This window comes from Allocoprococcus similis (assembly GCF_054660775.1).
The window spans coordinates 183,533-202,423 of record NZ_BAAHSG010000006.1 but is presented as its reverse complement, the minus strand read 5'-3'; the positions used below and the strand labels follow the sequence as shown (position 1 = coordinate 202,423).

The 18,891-nt window shown below is 41.8% G+C and carries 17 protein-coding genes and 1 pseudogene; all 18 read right to left on the bottom strand.

What is annotated here, in order from left to right; all coding sequences use genetic code 11:
- Positions 1–2 precede the first annotated feature (2 nt).
- Positions 3–1,292: an LCP family protein gene (locus tag ACYQ5K_RS03410; RefSeq protein WP_243868791.1), complete on the bottom strand. Its 1,290-nt coding sequence runs from the start codon at positions 1,290–1,292 to the stop codon at positions 3–5.
- On the bottom strand, positions 1,285–2,220 hold the full coding sequence (locus ACYQ5K_RS03405; RefSeq protein ID WP_173688394.1) for a glycosyltransferase family 2 protein: 936 nt from the start codon (positions 2,218–2,220) through the stop codon (positions 1,285–1,287). The genes ACYQ5K_RS03410 and ACYQ5K_RS03405 overlap by 8 nt, the downstream gene beginning before the upstream one ends.
- On the bottom strand, positions 2,217–3,566 hold the full coding sequence (locus tag ACYQ5K_RS03400) for an undecaprenyl-phosphate glucose phosphotransferase (RefSeq protein WP_243868793.1): 1,350 nt from the start codon (positions 3,564–3,566) through the stop codon (positions 2,217–2,219). Before ACYQ5K_RS03400 ends, ACYQ5K_RS03405 begins: the two co-directional genes overlap by 4 nt.
- 18 nt (positions 3,567–3,584) lie before the next feature.
- Positions 3,585–5,378: a glycosyltransferase family 2 protein gene (locus tag ACYQ5K_RS03395; RefSeq protein ID WP_173688395.1), complete on the bottom strand. Its 1,794-nt coding sequence runs from the start codon at positions 5,376–5,378 to the stop codon at positions 3,585–3,587.
- 3 nt (positions 5,379–5,381) lie between these two features.
- Positions 5,382–7,838, bottom strand: a complete 2,457-nt coding sequence (locus ACYQ5K_RS03390) for a glycosyltransferase family 2 protein (RefSeq protein ID WP_173688396.1) — start codon at positions 7,836–7,838, stop codon at positions 5,382–5,384.
- 24 nt (positions 7,839–7,862) lie between these two features.
- Positions 7,863–8,444 (bottom strand): hypothetical protein, encoded by a 582-nt coding sequence (locus ACYQ5K_RS03385; protein ID WP_173688397.1) that lies wholly within the window; start codon positions 8,442–8,444, stop codon positions 7,863–7,865.
- Between the two features lie 9 nt (positions 8,445–8,453).
- Positions 8,454–9,191, bottom strand: a complete 738-nt coding sequence (locus tag ACYQ5K_RS03380) for an ABC transporter ATP-binding protein (RefSeq protein ID WP_022221069.1) — start codon at positions 9,189–9,191, stop codon at positions 8,454–8,456.
- Between the two features lie 8 nt (positions 9,192–9,199).
- On the bottom strand, positions 9,200–9,976 hold the full coding sequence (locus ACYQ5K_RS03375; protein ID WP_173688398.1) for an ABC transporter permease: 777 nt from the start codon (positions 9,974–9,976) through the stop codon (positions 9,200–9,202).
- Positions 9,977–10,115: 139 nt separating this feature from the next.
- Positions 10,116–10,793 (bottom strand): annotated as a pseudogene (locus tag ACYQ5K_RS03370) (TIGR04283 family arsenosugar biosynthesis glycosyltransferase); the annotation flags it as partial.
- Between the two features lie 5 nt (positions 10,794–10,798).
- Positions 10,799–11,686 carry a nucleoside hydrolase gene (locus ACYQ5K_RS03365; protein WP_173688400.1) on the bottom strand — a complete coding sequence of 296 codons (888 nt, stop codon included), beginning with the start codon at positions 11,684–11,686 and terminating at the stop codon, positions 10,799–10,801.
- Positions 11,687–11,701: 15 nt separating this feature from the next.
- Entirely contained in the window at positions 11,702–12,727 is a 1,026-nt protein-coding gene (locus ACYQ5K_RS03360) for an ABC transporter ATP-binding protein (protein ID WP_173688401.1), read from the bottom strand.
- A gap of 13 nt (positions 12,728–12,740) precedes the next feature.
- A complete protein-coding gene (locus ACYQ5K_RS03355) occupies positions 12,741–13,550 on the bottom strand; it encodes an ABC transporter permease (RefSeq protein WP_173688402.1) in 810 nt (269 codons plus the stop codon).
- A 13-nt stretch (positions 13,551–13,563) separates the two neighbouring features.
- Positions 13,564–14,427 (bottom strand): ABC transporter permease, encoded by an 864-nt coding sequence (locus tag ACYQ5K_RS03350; RefSeq protein WP_173688403.1) that lies wholly within the window; start codon positions 14,425–14,427, stop codon positions 13,564–13,566.
- Between the two features lies 1 nt (position 14,428).
- Entirely contained in the window at positions 14,429–15,688 is a 1,260-nt protein-coding gene (locus ACYQ5K_RS03345; protein WP_173688404.1) for an ABC transporter substrate-binding protein, read from the bottom strand.
- Between the two features lie 105 nt (positions 15,689–15,793).
- A complete protein-coding gene (locus tag ACYQ5K_RS03340; RefSeq protein ID WP_055247761.1) occupies positions 15,794–16,675 on the bottom strand; it encodes a LysR family transcriptional regulator in 882 nt (293 codons plus the stop codon).
- Positions 16,676–16,693: 18 nt separating this feature from the next.
- Positions 16,694–17,671, bottom strand: a complete 978-nt coding sequence (locus ACYQ5K_RS03335) for a heterodisulfide reductase-related iron-sulfur binding cluster (RefSeq protein ID WP_173688405.1) — start codon at positions 17,669–17,671, stop codon at positions 16,694–16,696.
- Positions 17,664–18,347: a TIGR04282 family arsenosugar biosynthesis glycosyltransferase gene (locus ACYQ5K_RS03330; RefSeq protein WP_173688406.1), complete on the bottom strand. Its 684-nt coding sequence runs from the start codon at positions 18,345–18,347 to the stop codon at positions 17,664–17,666. The genes ACYQ5K_RS03335 and ACYQ5K_RS03330 overlap by 8 nt, the downstream gene beginning before the upstream one ends.
- Entirely contained in the window at positions 18,348–18,782 is a 435-nt protein-coding gene (locus ACYQ5K_RS03325; protein ID WP_173688407.1) for a C-GCAxxG-C-C family protein, read from the bottom strand.
- Between the last annotated feature and the right edge of the window lie 109 nt (positions 18,783–18,891).

The window sequence follows — 18,891 nt, the reverse complement described above, 5'->3', positions numbered from 1 at the left end:
CTTTAATCATCACCGTAATAGTAATCTTCCTCATAGTAATCCGGTGGTGCTTCTGTATCCGGCTGCTGCGGTTCTGTCACCGTCAGTGAACCAGTGCTACTGTCTTCGGATGTACCACCAGAATCCGTTCCTGTATTTCCATCTTCCGTTACTTTTATATTTGTTTCTGTATGATTTGTTTCCTCAGATGTCTTATCTTCCGATTTTTCATCCTCTTTTTCAGTTTCGTCTGCTTCCTCATATTTTCCACTGGAAAGCGCATCGTTTATTTCATCATCAATTCCTTTTACCGTCCCGGATACCTGATAATCTGTATCTCCAAACAGGAACTGATGTACCTCGGCAACATTGGATGCCAGTGTATCTGCAATTTCTGTACTTCCCACTCCAGAAAGCATTTTGGAATATCTTACATTTGGAAATCCAAGTGTTTCACCTACTTTATATTTTTGAAAATCTTTCGCATAATTCAGAATTTCAGTAAAAGAAAAATTGGTTGCAATCTGTGGAAAAACACTGTCAGCAATCTTATTGATCGTCGTCAGATCCATCTGCTGCAGCTTCTGCATAATATTCAGAAGGACGATTCTCTGACGCACTGTACGCTGCGCATCTCCGCCATCTGTATAACGAATTCTCGCATACGAAACCGCCTGTACTCCATCCAGATGATAGGTTCCTCCGACCTCCGGTTCAATCTTCTTATAACTTTTTCCGGTTACTTCAGAAGTCTCTACACAATAGTTGTTCATATGGACTACTTCTGCATCAGTCAGTTCCAAATCCATTCCTCCCACCGCATCAATCACATCGACTAAAGCATTAAAATTCACAGATACATATTTCTCAATATTCATATCCATATTCTCATTCAGAAGTGCAACACCCCCGTCCGGCCCGAAATAGGAATAGGCAGCATTCGCCTTATTATAGCTTCCATCTTTCAGCCGCATAAAAGTATCACGATACACCGATACCATCTTCACCTCATAAGTTTCCTGATTCAGACTTACAATCATGATCGTATCACTGCGGTTTCCTTTATCCAGTGAACCGTCCCTAGAATCCAGTCCGAATACTGCCACATTCAGGTATCCACTCTTATGTTCCACCTCTTCTGTAATCGATTCCTTCAGTGTTTCTTTTTTTACTTCGATTTTCTGGATTTTGTTCACTTTGCTGGCAGCATAACCAAATACGGCACCTGCCATCCCCAGAACAAGAATCAGCATCATGCAAATGATCCCAATAATCTTTTTCTTCCACGACCATCCTGCTATTTTTTTAAGCATCCTCATCACTCCTTTCTATCCAGTAATTGCGATTCAATGTCAGTTTCATGATGAGACTTTCCGGTAATCGTCCGTAATGTTTTCCCATCTGGTAGCCCAGATATTTGCACCCGCTTTCCACAAACAGCTGCATAATCTGCAAATATTTTCTTTCTTTTAATAGCTTTTTCACAAGTGTGCAAATCAGGTGCATGCCTTCTTTTTCTGACTTTACTTTTCCAAATATTTCCGGATGACATGCCTGCGATACCCCCTGATCAAAATTTCTCCTTATCAGCTCTCTGTAAGTATACTCATGAGAATGTATCACCCGTGCATCTGCTTTATAAATAATCTTCCATCCACTTCGGACTGCTCCTGCCGCAAAGATCAGATCTTCATTGAAGATGACCGGATATGGAAATCCTCCCAGCTCCAGATAGGTTTCTTTCCGGTAAGCAGCGCACACATTGGAGCAAAAATAAGTTTTTATTCCAAGCTCTGGCAGATCCTTCTGCGATTTCATCCGGCTTCTGTTCGGATAATTAAATGTTCTTGTATATCGTTCCAGCAGAGGGCTTTTCTTCTCCGGTATCTGTCTGGCATAAGCTGCCACAGCATCCGGATGTTCCTTTAATGCTTCTGAAAGCTTTTCCAAAAGAAACAGATCTGCCGGAACTGCATCCTGGGTCATCATAACCACAATATCTGCATCCGACATCCGAATCCCCAGATCTCTGGTTCTTCCATGATCAAATTCTTTTTCCAGAATCGGAATCTCTGTAACGGAAACCCTGTCTTTACAAACCGAAACATCCAGCTTTATCCCATCTCTGGTATGCAGCAGAATAATTTGTTCTGGAAGATATGTCTGTCTGCTAAGTCCATATAATACTTTATGTAGTTTTTCTGTCGGTCTGTAGACCGGTATGATCACATCTATCTTCATCTTCCGTTAAAAAACCCTTTAAAAAATGTCAGAACCAATATTTTCAAATCAAGTCCCATTGTCCAGTTTTCAATATAGTAAAGATCATATTCGATCCGCTTCTCAATGGAAGTGTCTCCACGGTATCCATTAATCTGCGCCCAGCCAGTCATTCCCGGACGCACCTGATGTTTTACCATATAACGTGGAATTTCATCCCGGAACTTTTGCACAAACTGTGGCCTTTCCGGTCTTGGCCCTACCAGACTCATCTCTCCTTTCAGCACATTAAAAAGCTGCGGCAGTTCATCAATACTCGTCCTGCGGATCAGCTTTCCAACCGGTGTAACCCTCGGATCATTCCTGGTAGACCATTCTGTTTTTTCCTCTTCTTCATCCTGCATGATCATAGACCGAAATTTGTACATATAAAACACCTGATTATGCAGTCCAACTCTTTCCTGCCGGTAGATCACACTTCCTTCCTCTGTAAAGGCAACCACCATCGCAGTAAGCAGCATGACCGGTGAAAAAAGGATGATTGCAACCATTGCTCCAATCAGATCGACTGCCCTCTTTGCCGCTCTGTTTCGCATGATATTCAGCGGAACTCTGCGGACATGGATCACCGGAATCCCCTGCACATCCTCAATATAAGGTCTGGTAGAAATCACCTTTCCAAAATCAGGAATCATTTTCGTGTGCACCCCTGCCTTCTCACAGACATCCACAATCCGCTCCAGTTTCCCATAATCCTCTGCACGAAGCGCGATCACAACCTCATCCAGTTCATTCTCCTCCAGTATTCTTTCCAGTTTCTCTTCATCTTTCAGATGGGCAAACACATGATATCCCCACTTTGGATTCTGTCTTAGTTTGTCCATATACTTTTCTGCCGCCTGACTCTCTCCGATCATAAGAATATGTTTCTGATTCCGTCCCTGCTTTCGCATTTTCCACAAGATTGTGCGAATCAGATATCTAGAAGCAAATTCCAGCGAGATGTTTATAAAAAAGAAAATACACAGCATCTGTCTTGAAAAATGCTCCTGCTTTATAAAATAAAGTACCACGATAAAGATCATAAATCCAATTCCATTGGCACGGATGATATCCCACAGCTCCTTACGGTAACTTTTTACCCTCCTCGGCATATAAAGCTGAAAAATACTATACAAAAGCAGATATCCAGGAATTATAAAAAACAGAGCTGAAAAATACGTTTTCGCCGGCAGGATTCCTGCATCCTGCACAAAAATCACGCTCCTGAATCTCAGATACCATGAGAAAAGATATGCGGCAGCAATAATTCCTGCATCCACACATACCTGCGCTTTATTTAACATTCGCTGATTGTTCTTTATCAAAATACCACCATCTTTTCTCTATCCATCTTCTTTTTCACGCAAAGAATAATCACACTTCACCAGCGTAAGATTGGGATTGTACATCGGATCTCCTTTTTCCATGATTTCAGACCAGGTCCGGCGTACATAATTAATCTCACACTGATATCTTCTGATCTTTTCCTCATTATCCTCTGCACCTCTCGATCTGGATTCATAATGATACAGTTCTACATAAGGGTCATATACTACAAGATATCCACATCTGCGTACCTTCAGACAGAAATCAATATCATTGAACGCCACTGCAAGCCGCTCCTCAAATCCACCCACTTCTTCATATACGGAACGTTTTACCATCATACATGCTGCTGTCACCGCTGACAGATCCTGCTGGGTACTTGCTTTGTGCAGATACCCGGAATAACCTTTTGGAAGTCCCCGGAACATATTACCGGCAATTCCCCTAATCCCAACAACGACTCCTGCATGCTGTACCTGACCACCCGGATAATAAAGCTTTGCTCCGACAATCCCGACTTCCTTTCTCTGGCAGTTCGCAAGCATTTCTTCCAGCCAGTCCTTTCCGATCACTTCCGTATCATTATTCAGAAGTACCAGATATTCTCCACTGGTCTGTCTTACTGCGAAATTATTGATTGCCGAATAATTAAATGGGCCCTCCCATCTCAGGATTCGAATATGGTCCGATTTTATTTTATCATAGTAAGCAAATGTTTCTGTCTTTTCACTGTTATTTTCAATAATCGTAATCTCATAATTCTTATAAGTCGATCCGGAAATGGACTGCAGGCATTTCTCCAAATCTTTTACATGATCTTTATTTGGAATCAGAATGGAAATCATCGGATTTCCCTGCACCTTATACTGGACACGATAAAACCCTCTGTCCAGTTCCGGCAAAACTTCTGCCTGTTCACCGCATCTCGTAAGATGGGCTTCTATGGCACGCTGTCCAGCCTCAAATGCATAAGCTTTACTGATCGGATTGTCCGCAGTAGAAACCTGATGTACCCTCCAATGATAAAGAATCCGCGGCACATGCGCCGTTATCGTTTTTTCCACACACCTGAAAACCAGATCGTAATCCTGCGCTCCGTCAAATTCACTTCTTAGTCCACCAACTTCTTCGATCAAACTTTTTCTTATCACACAAAAATGACAGATATAATTATTTGCCCGCAACAGATCCAGATTGAAATCCGGTTTAAAATGCGGCTGAAAATGTTTTTTCAGATCTGCTGTCACTTTGTCCTCATCGGAATAAAGAAGTCCGGTCTCCGGATATTCATTCAGTTTCTTTACCATCTCATACAATGCATCTGGCGCAAGCAGATCATCCTGATCCAGAAAACCAATATAGGTTCCGGCAACTTCCTTTATCGCTGCATTTGTATTTTCAGAAATTCCTCTGTTTTCACGCATTCCGATCAGACGGACAGTTTTTCCTTTAAACACATCCTCTTCGAGAATTTCTTCTATTCTACGTCTCTCTTCATCCGGAACAGCCATACAGAGTTCCCAGTTTTTATAAGTCTGCCGGCATACCGACAAAAGCATCTGTCTCAAAAACTCTTCCGGTGCCTGATATACCGGAACGACAATACTGATCAGAGGTGCATACGAAAACGCTTCCTGTCTTTGTCTTTCCAGTTCTTCTTTTGTCCGCCTGTGATTCTGATACCATTTTTCATAATCAATCTTATGAAAACGGATCCTTTCTTTTAAACGTATCAGAAACTCTTTTGGTCCAAAATACCGAAGATATACCAGTCCTTTTTTTACCCGATACAGAGACATTTTATTGAACATCTCCTATCTCCTCTCCACTTTTGCCAGATGATTCAGTCCAAAGTCATTATGATCCAGTGTCAGATTCGGACTGTAATACGGATCTCCTTTTTCCAGAAGTTCTTTCCACCTAGTTTGAAACAATTTAATTTCTCTGTTAAAACGTTCTATTTTCTCTTCTGTGTCTTCATATCCTCTTGACTTTGACTCATAATGGATCAGTTCTGCATATGGATCATATACGATCAGATATCCCGCTTTCCGTATTTTCAGGCACAGATCTACATCATTAAATGCCACCGCAAACTTCGGATCAAATCCTCCGACTTCTTCATACACCCGTTTTTTTATCATCATACAGGCTGCGGTCACTGCACTCAGATCATGGATCACCTGCGCCCTCGCAAAATATCCCGGCGAATCTCCGTCCATTCCAAGGAATGCATGTCCTGCCACTCCTCCAAGCCCAATGATCACCCCTCCATGCTGAAGCGTTCCATCTTCATAATACATTCTCGCCCCGACAGCACCTACATCTTCCCGCATACAATAGCTCAGCATTTCTTTAATACAGTCACTGCCGATCATTTCTGTATCGTTGTTCAGGAACAGCAGATATTCTCCGGCCGCATGATCAATTCCATACTGATTGATCTCCGGATAATTGAATCCTTCTCCTTTCCAGTACAGAACCTTAACTTTGGGATACTCATGCATGATTCTTCTGTAATCTTTAAACGTTTTCTTTTTCTGGCTGTTATTTTCTACAACAAGAATTTCTATATTCTCATAAGTATTTCTTTCCCGGATCGATCGCAGACATTTGATCAGATCATCCGTGTGATCTTTATTCGGAATAATGACCGATACCTTAGGTGTTTGCTTCACCGGATATTTTGTCCGGTACATTCCCGGATACTTCGTTGGAATGACTTCTGCTTCAATTCCCATTCTTCTGTAATGCGCTCTTACCGCTTTTGCACCTGCATCCACAATATAGGATTTATTCTCTGCACTGTCAGCTGTAGATCCCTCGCATGCCCTCCAGTGATAAAGTACTCTCGGTATATGCCGGATCTTATCGGTATTTTCAACACACCGGAGCACAAAATCATAGTCTTGTGCACCATCGTACTCACCATCAAGCTTTCCTGCCGCCTGATATAACTCCTTTTTTACGACTACCAGGTGACAGAAATAATTTGTTGTACAAAGCATATCCAAATTAAAATCCGATTTGAAATGAGGGAAGAAATACTCTTCTCCATCCATCGTAATCTTATCTTCATCCGTATAAATAAGCTCTGTATCCGGATATTCATTCACTTCAGCCACACACTCATACAATGCATCCGGTGTCAGCAGGTCATCATGATCCATAAATGCAATGTAATCCCCCGTTGCCATATCCAGTGCCACATTTGTATTGTCTGAAATATGCAGCTGTTTTTTATTATTCTTCACTTGGATCCGGCTATCCTTCTTTGTATACTCTTTCAGAATTTCTGCAATAGGTGAATCTTCCCCACTTCCATCTGAGAGGCAGAGTTCCCAGTTCTGATAGGATTGTCTTCTTACAGAATCCAGCATTTCCCGCAGATATCTTTCCGGTGTCCGGTAAAGAGGAACAACAATCGAAATCTTCGGCATCCGGGTAAATTGCTTTCTCTTCTGCCGGTACAGTCTGATCCTGGACGGCTCATGTCTTCGCAGCCATTCTTCATACTCTGTACCGTTTTTCCCACTCAATTTGTCACCCGCCCTGATAAACGCTGCACGGATTCCAAACTGACGATAATAGATTCTGACTTTGCGAAAATCATCCAGCATTTTCTGACGTCGCAGTTTTCTTTTGAGATTCATGATCTCTTCCGCATTTTTCTCTTCTTCTTCAAAGCATACTTCCAGTTTTCGCGGAATACCTTCCTCATAAAATGCCTTAAACCCGGCAATCTCTTCCTTTTTACATTCCGGATACTCTCGCAGCACATCCAGACGCCGGATTTTTTCTTCTTTCATCTCCAGTTCATTCTGATTCTCATCCAGAAACCGAATCGATGCATTTTTCCTGCTATAATACCATCCCTCGACTGAAAATCCTTTTTCTTCAGTATTCACCTTATCTATGCTGTTTGCCAGCCATTTCTCCAGGTTCTTCAATTCACTGACTGCAAAGGTCTTCATCAATTCTTCTTTTCCACAATACGACTGCAATACTTCCAGTCTGGACGCTTCTCTCCAGTCTTTCGGAAGATGTATCCAAAGAAAAAACTGTTTGGTTATAAGTCTTTTTCTTATCTTACGGAACTTCAACGGATGAAGACGGATTCCATCCGTTGTATAAAATAGTTTCTTTCCATCCAGCCGGATTTCAATCCGGTTTCCATCTGGTCTGTTATCCAGAAAATATCCCGTAATAAGTAATCTGTCTTTTTCTTTTACATGAAACCGACATGTTGCGATATAAAAAGCATTTTCCATTTTTCAAGTCCTCTCACTTCCACACTATCTGGAAAATAACCAGTTCAAAAACTGAAAGAAAACACAGATATACAATACTAACAGCAGAAATACGCAAAATGTTTCTATATCAAACCGATATGTAACCGTCTTTAAAATTAAAGTTCCTTCACTTTCTTCACTATTTATTTTCAAATTTGTTCCTTCCTCTGATGTCTTTTCCGTATAAAGTGCAATAGAATCTTTTTCAAATACTACTTTATACGCCTTCCCTCTGCATCTGCTTACCGTATCAAACGAAAATTCATTGAATTTGCCCGTTTTTATATCTCTCACCTTCTTCACAGATTCCGCAACCGTTTCTCCATTTTCACAATCCTGAAGATAAATTCGGATCTCTGTTTCTGGATCTTCCTGCAAATTCTGGCATTTCACCTGGATTCCATCCAGTGTCTCCTCCTCACAGACAAATTCCTGCGATATCTGATCCTGCGACACATCCATCATGACATACTGGTCATTTTCTATCATCCGGTCATAAATCGCATGCGTCTTATGAACATGTCCATAAACAAATGCAAGCAGAATCAGCACAATAACTGCTGCCAACTTTTTTACTTTTCTCATTTTTCCCTCTTATTCTGCTTCCTGATATTCTCTGCACAACTCATCTGCATCCCCGATACTACGAACTCTTCCATGTTCCAGCCATACAATCCGGCTGCACAGATTTCTCACCTGCTCCATATTATGCGAAACAAACAAAATCGTAGCTCCATTCTCCTTCATCCGGTTAATTCTTGCTTCACATTTCTGCTGAAAATGGAAATCGCCTACCGATAATACTTCATCCACGATCAGAATATCCGGCTGTCCGATTGTTGCTACCGCAAACGCGAGACGCGAAAACATTCCCGATGAAAAATTTTTCACCGGTACATCCATAAACTGGTCCAGTTCTGAAAACTCTACAATCTCTTCATAGTGCTCCTCCAGATATTCCCTGGTATATCCAAGCAGCGTCCCGTTCAGAAATACGTTCTCCTTCGCAGTCAGGTCAAAATCAAATCCTGCTCCCAGTTCGATCAGCGGCGCGATCACACCGGAAGTCTTAACGCTGCCACAGGTTGGTTTCATGACACCGGCAATGATTTTCAACATCGTACTTTTTCCACTTCCGTTTACACCGATCAGTCCCAGTGTTTCTCCTTTATAGACTTCAAACGACACATCCTGCAGTGCCCAGAAATCCTGATAGGTAATCTTTTTCTTTACTCTCTGTATAAAATATTCCTTAAATCCATCAAATTTCTCTGATGCCAGACTGAATTTGATGGAAACATCTTCTACTTTTACAATTACTTTTTTCTCCATCCTTACTCCTACAAATCAAAGATAAAACCATCCTGATGCTTATAAAAAACCCAGCATCCCACTCCAAGACACAGTACAGCTTCTGCTGCTGTCACCAGAAGCATCACCAGACCTGGAAGTCTGCCATAGATCACAACATTCCGGAACATGATCAGAATACTGGTCAGAGGGTTTATCATTACCAGATGGTATAACCATTCCGGCAGAATCGACATTGGATAGATAACCGGTGTCAGATACATCAGCACTGCCATCAGCACCGAATACAAGTGCAGAACATCCCTGTATTTCACCGCAATCGTCGCCAGAATCAGTCCAATCCCCAGAGCCAGAACCACCAGCAAAAAAAGTGGCACAACTGAAAGAAGCATTGTCCAGTGAAGCTCCGCACGCATACCGATCATAATCAGAAATAACGCTGCACAGGATGCCATCAGATTGATCAGACTGGAACACACCCTTGACATCACGAATACATATTTCGGTACATACACCTTCTTTATCAGAGATGCACTCCCGATAATTGCTGACATTGCATTTGTCGTAGCGTCATTGAAAAAGTTAAAAATAACCTGCCCACATAACAAATACAACGGAAAATTCTCTATATCAAATTTAAACAGATTTGAGAAAACGATGGATAAAACCGTCATCATAAGAAGTGGATTCAGCAGTGTCCATAAAACCCCCAGTATGGAACGCCGGTATTTCACCTTCACGTCTCTTGAAACCAGTTCTTTTAAAAACGGCTTAAATTTGACAAAATTTTGAATATAAACTGACATATTTTCTTCCCCTTTAAATTATAATTATATTATTTTTTCAGTCTTTATTCAATCAAATCGCTTACACTTATCATTGATTTTCTCTATTTCTTTTATTGATTTTACGAATAAGTAAAAGAGTCTGCATAAAGCAGACTCCCTAACGGACATCCTTATATAATTTTGCAATCTCTTCTGCCGGAACACCATCCCGGTACATGGCTCTCAGCCGGTTCATAAGCCACATTACTTTCAGCTTTTCGATTGTATTTCCGCCGAATCTTCTGTCTGAAGTATAAATCCTGTGTCTTGCCATCCCAAGCGGAATCCCTTTTTCTTTGAGGGTCAGTGAAAACTGATAATCCTCCAGAATCGGCATCTCCGGAAATTTTCCCACTTCAAAAAACAACTTCCGGTCAATGAAAATCCCCTGGTCTCCAAACATTACTTTTCTGTCTTTAATCCTGTGATTGGAGATCACCCTGCAGGTGAACATAAAAAAGTTATATGAATGAAATGCAATTCCAAAACACCCTGCCCGGTATTTTTTCATTACAGTCTCAATCTCTTCTAATGCTGTAGGTGGAACTTCACTGTCGCAGTGCAGGAAAAAAAGTACATCTCCACTGCTTTCTTCCGCTCCCATGTTCATCTGCTTTGCCCTTCCTTTCGGGGACTGAATCACCGGATACCGGTCCTTCAAAAGTGCCAGTGTTCCATCCGTGCTTCCCCCGTCTACAAACAGAATCTCACATCTTTCATTCAGCGGCTCCAGTGTCTCCATCAGCCTTTCAATTGTCGATTCTTCATTGTATGTTGGTATAATAATTGATATTTTCATCTCTACTTCACGGTTTCAATTTCTACGTTCATCCAGGTATCATACAGATTTCTCCGGAACTCGTCCTCATCTCTGATCACCGGGATCTTGAGGGTGCAGTTCTTTTTCGCTTCATCCTCTGCCAGAATCATTCTTCCCTTTGTAAGCTTTTCTGTTGACAGCTGCATGTCTACTATCTGTGTCTCAAAAAGTTCCGGATGCATCATGTAAGCCGCAGCGATCGCATCCCAGTTATAATATCCGGGAATTCCATATTCATCCCAGTTATTGTCAAACCAGTAATCCGTCTCATTCTTGATCAGCCTTACAACTCCCTTACTCAGATCCGAAAGTTCTCTTTCATACTCTTCTCTTGTAAAAAGTACCTTCAGGCAATTATTACCCGTAATAACCGCAACATCCGTTCCACTGGTAAGTGTCGTATAAGTTGCCAGCGGATCACAGGAGAAATTAAGTTCATCCATTTCCCGCTTTGCAAAGATCAGCGGTTCTGTTGTTCCTCCCATCAATACGATACTCTTCACCTGATGAAAAAACTCAGAATTGTGTTTCCAGGCTCCATAAAGATTTGTCACGGAACCCGTCACCAGAATTTCCAGCTCCCCGGCATATTTTTCTGCCATCTCGGCAAGATAATGTGCCGCTTCACTTTCGGTTTCTCCAGATGTTGCTCCACCTTTGTAAACGCGCAACTCGTCATGCCCGATTTTCTTTACAAACTTCTTTGTATTTTCGTAAACCTTCTCCAGTGTATTGTTCCCATAAGTTGTCGTCACTCCCAGGACCTCTGCTTCCGGATCCCCCAGAAGATACAGAAGTGCCAGTCCATCATCTACATCACACCCGTTAATTCCAAACGTACAGTCACAATCATGAATTATTTTTCGCATACCATTCTCCTTTTATCACTTCTGAAACAAAATCCCCTGTCTTTCATCAATTTTGATGCCAACCAGTTCTCCTGTTTTTACCCCCAGTTTCATCCAGTCACGGTGAAGCATCCATACTGTCAGCTTTCCATCTGCATACTTCAACAGGATTTCTGCTGTTTCCCCCTCAAACATAACTTCTTCAATCTGATACATTCTTTCCGTCTCATCTACGGTCAGCGTGATCGCCGATGGTCTGACCATCAGTTCATACTCTCCTTCCGCTTTCTGCGTCTCAAATGAAACTGCCCGGCTTACGAATCTGCCATTCTCCACTTTTCCAAAAATATAATTTGTCTGTCCCATATAATCTGCCACCGCTCTGGACTCTGGATGGTAGAACATCCTCTCCGGCTTATCATACTGAAGCACTTCTCCAGCTTTCATCAGAGCGATCCGGTCAGACACCTTCATCGCTTCTTCTTTATCATGCGTGACCATAACGACCGTAAGCCCCATCTCATGATGCAGCTTTCTTACCAGATCTGCCATCTCGCACCGCAGATTCTCATCCAGGCTTGAAAATGGTTCATCAAGAAGAAGAATTTTCGGATCTGCCGCAAGCGCTCTTGCCAGCGCGACCCTCTGACGCTGTCCACCGGACATTTCCCGGATCTTACGCTTCTCAAATCCTTCCAGCTGAACAGCTTTTAACAGTTCTCCTACCCGCGCCTGCTTATCTTTTTTCGGGATTTTTTTCAGATCCATCGAAAAGCTGATATTCTGTTCTACCGTCATATGCGGAAACAGTCTGAGATCCTGAAAAACAATCACGGTTCCTCTTTTTTCCGGTGCAAGATTTGTAATCGATGTGTCATCGATCCGGATATCCCCTTCCTGCGTTTCAAGAAGACCTGCAATGCTTTTTAACAGTGTTGTCTTTCCGCAGCCTGAGGCGCCAAGAAGCGAAACAAATTCTCCCGTTCTAATCTCCAGATTTATATTCTTCAGTATTCTTGTCTTTTGTAAATCTACACAAAGTTCTTTAATTGTAAGACTCATGTGCTCCTCCTGCCTAATAATATTCTACTTCCTGTGCCTTTGTAAAACATCCCACGATCCATTCTAGTATTCCAAACACCAGAAGCATGATCACCAGGAATATCACACTGTAAATGCTGGCAAAATTACGTTCTCCGCTTCCGAGATATGGAACCATGACGATCGCAAATGTTTTGACATTTCCCCCGCCGATCATCAACGTCAAGAAATACTGACTGAACGAAACAACAAATGCCATCGAAAACGCAGAAAGCATGACCGGAAACAGATTCGGAAGTGTCACTTTAAAAAACGCCTGAAGCGCACCAGCCCCCAGAACTCTTGCCTGCTCCTCCAGCTTTACCCCCATTGCTCTTGTTCCATCCTGCATCAGCGTAACTGCATACGGAAGAGAACAGATCAGATGGACAATAATGACTCCCTGAACGGTTCCGCTTAATCCACATTTGATAAAGGTAATCTGAACCCCCATCGCAAACACGGTTCCCGGAACAAGAAACGGAAGCATCGACATAAATGAAAACAGCCGCTTTCCAAAAAAGTCATAGCATTCCAGCGCCCTCGCCGTCATTGTTCCGATCACAACCGACAGGAACGCGACCGAAGCCGATATGAAAAGACTGGACATACAAAGTCGCACAAGCTGCTGCCTGTTTCTCAGTATTCCATTCACCGCTCTCATCGAAAATTTCTGCGGGATAAGTGACGGCCATGCCCATCTCTCTGTCCCTACCCAGACAAGGATCGTAAGAATTGGTACAATCACCAGGAAAATAAAAATGCCTATGATCAGGCCTTCCCAGATGTTCTTTTTTCTTTTCATCTTCCTGTTCCTCCTAACCTGCCAGCTTCTTCGTGCTCCGGCGAAGTAATATGTAATATAAAACTGCTGCAATCAGAGAGATCACGATCAGGATTCCATTGATCGCCATCGCATACGGTCGCGCCCGCAGATCAGGCTTGGTATATTCCAGATAAGCCAGAACCGGCAGCGCCTTTGGTGTCGTTGCTCCAAGTATGAACGGCAGCTCATATGCTCCAAGTGCAAATACAAAGATGATCAGGAAACCACTGAGCACTGTATTCATACATAAAGGAAGCGTTACTTTCATGAAAGCCTGAAGTTTATTCGCTCCAAGATTGGTCGCTGCTTCTCCAAGACTGCCATTGATATTCGCCATCAGAGCAATCACAAAATAGATTATGAATGGAATTTCCTTCCACAGATAGGCAAGAATTACGCCAAGTCCATATCTGTCATAGATCAGCATCGGAAACTGCTGCTGATCCGTAATCAATCCTGCATTTGCAAGGATTCTCGCAAGGATTCCATTTTGCGAAAGAATGTTTACAATAAAGAGTGCCACAACAACATGGGGAACAATGATCGGAATCTGAACGATCCGCATAATAATTCCGCGCACTTTTCCGGCACTCACCAGAACTGCACACAGAAATGTTCCTGTTACTGTGGCAAGAAAAGCCGACATAAATGCAATGTACAGACTATATTTTAATGACTGCAAAAGATCCGGTCTTGTCAGTACCTCCTTATAATATTTCAGCGTCGGTTCCGTTAACCCAAAAGCTGGAATCACCCCTAAACTTTGGATGATTCCAGTTCCCAGACCAATAATAAAAACTACGCCTAATATAAGTTGCGGCACCAACAGTATATAAGGTGTCATTTTTTTCTTCATTTTATTTTCCTACTACTTCCTCTGCCCAGATCTCTTCGATGATCGGTACAAGTGCGGAAGGCATTTCCGGAAGACGTTTTGATAAAAGTTCATCCTGAGGGATTACACCCTTACCAATCTCAACCTTATCAAATGCTTCTTTCTGTGTATCGTTTAATTTGTTGTAATCTACAACCGGAATAGTACGGATCTCAGCAAAACGGTCTGCCTGTACTTCCGGATCAAGCATCTCATTGATTGCTACCTGTGCTCCTGCTACATTTCCTGAGTTTGCTGCAATTGCAATGTAGTTTGTATTTCCAATTGTTCCTTTATCGAACTGGAAAGACTGAGATGTCTCTGTGTAAGTACCATTTTCAATGTTGGTAGCTGTTGAGTATGCACCATAAGAGATATCCATCACAACTTCTCCATCAGAGTACATATTGGTCAGTGCTGTAGAATCCTTCGGGAAAGTCTTTCCTTCGTTCCACAGGTATGGATTCAGTTCACGAAGATATTCAAGAGCCGGCTCAATTGCTGCTTTTACAGTTTCTTTGTCAGCTTCCATATCCATAAACTGTTCGTATCCGCAAATATCATAAATCACATTACGAACAAATGCACTTCCTGTAAAATCAGGTAATTCCGGATAAGTTACTTTTCCTTTGTTTGCTTTGCAGAATTCCATGAATTCATCTGTGTTTGTCGGAAGATCCGGTGTCACTGCTGTATCTGCGATCATAACAAGCTGTGCTTTTCCGTACGGAGCTTCATAGCCTTCAATCGGGAAGCAGAAATCTGCATTTGTCTCTTCATCATCTGTATCAATATAAGACTGGAAGTTCGGAAGTTCTTCTGCGAACGGTCCGTAAAGCATATTGTTTTCTTTACAGGTCTTGAAGTTTTCTCCGTTGATCCAGATCATATCGATATCGCCATCTTTTTTATCTGCTGAAATTTCACCGGAAAGCTGACTTAAAATTGCGTCAATGTCCATCGGTACACGTTCCAGTGTGATGTCATATTTTTCTTTCAGACGTGGTGCATAGTAGTTGTCAAGCCAGTCATTTAAACTGTCATCTCCGCCCCATCCGTAGAATGTAACGGTTGTACCCTTGGCTGCATCCACCATTTCATCGAAGCTCATATCTTCTACGGTTTCGGTTGTCTGCTTGGTTTCTTTGTTGTCTGCTTTTTCTGTCTTTGCGCTGTTTCCACATGCCGTTAAGGAAAACGCCATCACAGTACTTAAAAGCAGAGCTGCAATTCTCTTTTTCATTAAAATTTTCCTCCTTCATTTTCTCCGTCTTTCATTATAACAAATTATTAACAAAAAGCACGCTGTTTTTCATTCCTGCTTTGTTGTTACCCCTCAACACTTCGTTTAGTTATTGTAATTTTCTATATACTTATAGAATTTTTCTACCGATGATTCCATTGCTCTGTCCTTCAGCGTAAGAAGACCGATTTCCCAGATCATATCATCTTCTGCAAAAGGAATCATGACCAGCCCCTCTGTATTCATATCTTCATGGACAAAGTCAATCGTCACAGAAATCCCTCTCTTCAGCCGGCACATTTTATAGCAGAGATCAAATCCATTTGTCTCAAATACAATATCCGGTTCAAATCCCCGGTTCCAGCATCTGCTCTGAATAAACTCATTGAGTTTAAAACTGCTGTTTTCAAGATAAAGAGGCTCGCCTTCCAGATCCAGAATAGTTGCTTCTCTTTTTTTCGCCAGAGAATGTTCTTCATAGACCAGAAGCCCCAGACTGCATTTTTTTAAACTTTTCATATCAAAACAATCTCCTGCAAATGGTCCGATCGACAATGCCACATTCCCTTCTTTGTCAAGCAGCATTTTCTCTACGATCCGATCCGGATATTCCATATAAGAAAATGTCACATTCGGATATTTCTTCTGAAATTCCAGAATACAGTCTGGCGTCAGGTAACGCAGGATATCATAGGCAACCAGAAGTTCTACTGTTCCTTCCTCACTCGCACGTATCATATCAATTTCTTTTTTCAATTTGTCATATTCGCTAAGAACCGTATTCGCATAATCATACAGCCTCTGTCCGCTCTCTGTCAGTTCTATCCCGGAGGCAACCCTGTCAAGCAACGTACATTCCAGTTCATTTTCCAGATTTTTCAGTACACGGCTGAGTCCCTGTGGTGACATAAAAAGCTCTTTTGAAGCCCTCGCAAGACTTCCTCTTTGACAAATCATCCGAAATTCCTCTAATTCTTTAATCGTCATTCTTTTCCCACGACTCCCCTATTTAAATTTACATTTTGCCCGATTCAAAATAGGTGTCTTCCCAAGAGGTACCTTTTCATCGATTCCCATAATAAGCGGTAGCAAATGCTTTGCATCTTCATATCCTCTCCTTCTGAAACTACAGATGCACGAAGCGCAATATGTATAAAGTTCCGGCTCCCTCGATGCCTTTACACGGTCTGTCAGTGCCTGTGCCACATCCGCTTCTTTTCCAGCTGCGCATCCACCAAGCCCGCAACACTGCACATCTCTGAATGCATCTTCTACCTTTCCGACAAGGAATGGCTTCATATCATATTCAAACTTTCTGTCTTTTCGGTCCGGACATGGATAATACATTGGAATCCTTTCTTTTTGATAAATATTTCCAATTTTAAGCTCTGCCATTTTTTCGTAAACACTGATAATCTCCGCATCCAGTCGTCCTTTTAAAAAATAATAGCAGTTCGGACATGCCATGATCACCTGTTCTACTCCTGACTCTTTTAATTTCCAGTTGATTCGCTCAATGATCCCCGCTGCCTCTGAAACAAGTCCCAGTTCTTCAATCGGTTTCCCACAACAGTCATATACAACTCCCACATCATATTTTGCGAATTCTTCCACCAACTTATCTGTCGTTTTCGGAAAAAAAGACGGAAAATTACATCCCGTAAAAAAAACTGCTTTCTTTTTTGAATGGCGGTAATTTGCAAATTTGTACGGATTCTTTTCTAAGAGCAGTCCGTCATATGAATTATCAAGAAGCTTCCCACCTCCGTCTTCAACCAATTTTCTCCGACTGGCAAGTGCAATCTCTTTTCCATCAATTCCTTTTGGACAGACACACCCGCAGGTTCCACACAGGAAACAATGATATGCCAGCTCCGGTTTTTCTTTTAATACCGGCAGATCAATTCCATATTTTTCCAGAAACAGACAACTTCTGGTACATTTTCCACAATGGATACATGCATCCAAATCCCACTTATTCATAATTTTTATCCAGCTTTCCTTTCAGTCCCAGTTCCAGATAATCAATCGTAATTGGACAGTTACAAATTGCTCCCTTTTCAATATCCTCATACAGGTGGAACAAATCTCCCTTATCATCCACATCATAATACATCTGACCTACCGCCGTAGAGAGCTTCTCATTTCTCATGTGCTGTAAGGTATCATAAATAACTGTATTCGTTCCGTATCGTTCAATTTTCCATATAGAATCATATTCTTTTTTCATTCCGATCAGATAGTACCCTCCATCAAATGTAGGATGAATCACAATATCTTTTCCCCCAAGATTATCAAATGCATTTTTCAGTGTTTCCGGATGAATCTGCGGAATATCTGTCCCGATCAGAATTACTTTCTCATACCCCATTCTCAGTACGATTCCAATCGCATTCTTCATCCTTTCACCAAGATCATCACCAAATTGTGGAAGACATACTGTCTCATCATCAAGAATTTGCTGTAGCAGCTTCTTTTCATCCTTTGGTGTAAAAAACACGAAAATATCCGCATCCACCTGCTTTGCTTTTTCATATATATCCTTTACAAAGCAGGCATGTAGACGCGCACACTCTTCCCCAGTTAGAAAAGGCATCAGCCTGGTCTTTGTCTGTCCTGGTATCGGCACCCTCGTAAATAAAATAAGTGCATCCTTCATCTATAATATTTCCTCCAACATTTCAATCACACTCTCCACTACTTTAGGACAAAAATCCAGCATTCTGCCACTCGAAAGTGCTTCTTCAAGCTGTTCCGGAAGCGATACATCATAGCCTAATAACTCTTTGCAACTGTTTGTTGCAAACTTTTCCAGAAACAATGCTCTAAATTCTGCATATTTGTTCATCATTTCTTCTTTTTGCCGAAGCAGAGTATTCACATCCCAGTGTCCATATTTTAATCCAACAGCCATGATTGCTCCGGTAAATGCACCGCATGTATCCCCATGCATCATTCCACCTCCAAAACAAGCCGAGGCTTTATTCGCCATCTCTTCCGTAATCCCAAGTCTCTCTGCGAAATAAGACAGAACGACCTGAGAACAATCATATCCTTTTATAAATTTTTCCCGAATCATACTTTCTTCTATCATTTTTCTCTCTCCTTTGTCATCTTACATCACTTTTTCATTCTAACATCAAACCAGTCCTATTTCTATAGATTGTCTTATCGTATTTTACTATAATTTGCTTGTCTTATTT

What these genes read in the sequence shown, in the direction of transcription:
- ACYQ5K_RS03410 (WP_243868791.1), bottom strand. Translation starts at nt 1,292, where the DNA reads ATGCTTAAAAAAATAGCAGGATGGTCGTGGAAGAAAAAGATTATTGGG.
- ACYQ5K_RS03405 (WP_173688394.1), bottom strand. Translation starts at nt 2,220, where the DNA reads ATGAAGATAGATGTGATCATACCGGTCTACAGACCGACAGAAAAACTA.
- ACYQ5K_RS03395 (WP_173688395.1), bottom strand. Translation starts at nt 5,378, where the DNA reads ATGTTCAATAAAATGTCTCTGTATCGGGTAAAAAAAGGACTGGTATAT.
- ACYQ5K_RS03390 (WP_173688396.1), bottom strand. Translation starts at nt 7,838, where the DNA reads ATGGAAAATGCTTTTTATATCGCAACATGTCGGTTTCATGTAAAAGAA.
- ACYQ5K_RS03385 (WP_173688397.1), bottom strand. Translation starts at nt 8,444, where the DNA reads ATGAGAAAAGTAAAAAAGTTGGCAGCAGTTATTGTGCTGATTCTGCTT.
- ACYQ5K_RS03380 (WP_022221069.1), bottom strand. Translation starts at nt 9,191, where the DNA reads ATGGAGAAAAAAGTAATTGTAAAAGTAGAAGATGTTTCCATCAAATTC.
- ACYQ5K_RS03375 (WP_173688398.1), bottom strand. Translation starts at nt 9,976, where the DNA reads ATGTCAGTTTATATTCAAAATTTTGTCAAATTTAAGCCGTTTTTAAAA.
- ACYQ5K_RS03365 (WP_173688400.1), bottom strand. Translation starts at nt 11,686, where the DNA reads ATGCGAAAAATAATTCATGATTGTGACTGTACGTTTGGAATTAACGGG.
- ACYQ5K_RS03360 (WP_173688401.1), bottom strand. Translation starts at nt 12,727, where the DNA reads ATGAGTCTTACAATTAAAGAACTTTGTGTAGATTTACAAAAGACAAGA.
- ACYQ5K_RS03355 (WP_173688402.1), bottom strand. Translation starts at nt 13,550, where the DNA reads ATGAAAAGAAAAAAGAACATCTGGGAAGGCCTGATCATAGGCATTTTT.
- ACYQ5K_RS03350 (WP_173688403.1), bottom strand. Translation starts at nt 14,427, where the DNA reads ATGAAGAAAAAAATGACACCTTATATACTGTTGGTGCCGCAACTTATA.
- ACYQ5K_RS03345 (WP_173688404.1), bottom strand. Translation starts at nt 15,688, where the DNA reads ATGAAAAAGAGAATTGCAGCTCTGCTTTTAAGTACTGTGATGGCGTTT.
- ACYQ5K_RS03340 (WP_055247761.1), bottom strand. Translation starts at nt 16,675, where the DNA reads ATGACGATTAAAGAATTAGAGGAATTTCGGATGATTTGTCAAAGAGGA.
- ACYQ5K_RS03335 (WP_173688405.1), bottom strand. Translation starts at nt 17,671, where the DNA reads ATGAATAAGTGGGATTTGGATGCATGTATCCATTGTGGAAAATGTACC.
- ACYQ5K_RS03330 (WP_173688406.1), bottom strand. Translation starts at nt 18,347, where the DNA reads ATGAAGGATGCACTTATTTTATTTACGAGGGTGCCGATACCAGGACAG.
- ACYQ5K_RS03325 (WP_173688407.1), bottom strand. Translation starts at nt 18,782, where the DNA reads ATGATAGAAGAAAGTATGATTCGGGAAAAATTTATAAAAGGATATGAT.